The following is a 435-nucleotide window of genomic DNA, read 5'->3' as shown; positions in this document are numbered from 1 at the left end:
AATTCACGCCAACATTTTTTCCTTTGCATCATTTCACCATCTCATCATCTTTTTACTTTTATTATAAATAATACGACTGATATTTTTCTACAAAATTCTGAATTATTAAATTATAATATTAGAAATTTCAAAATAACAATACTGATCAAATTAAACAAGCAAAAAAGATACTCTCAAAATAGTCTATCCACTATTTTTGAGAGTATCTTTTTATAATCCCACATATACAATACACATTTGAGCAGCTACATATGTAAACCAAATCCAAAGTGGCTCATACTTCAATTTGCGCCCTCCGATATCTGTCACGCCAATAATAAAATCAGAAATCACAAACAGTAAACCACCAAACGCTGGTATCCACCATATTCCTGTATTTTCATAATATAAGGCGAATGCAAAGCACGCCATTCCCCCAACCCACAATCCATAAAT

1 protein-coding gene is annotated in these 435 nt (G+C 31.3%); it reads right to left on the bottom strand.

What is annotated here, in order from left to right; translation table 11 throughout:
* Window positions 1–210: 210 nt before the first annotated feature.
* Window positions 211–435 (bottom strand): lysoplasmalogenase family protein (locus tag MR167_RS31815; RefSeq protein ID WP_242316260.1); only part of this gene is annotated, 225 nt, incomplete at its 5' end.

The sequence above is a fragment of the Bacillus cereus group sp. BfR-BA-01355 genome, from assembly GCF_022663675.1.
GTDB lineage: Bacteria > Bacillota > Bacilli > Bacillales > Bacillaceae_G > Bacillus_A > Bacillus_A thuringiensis_S.
Note: the sequence above shows the minus strand (reverse complement) of the source record. Positions and strands in the feature narration are given on the sequence as shown.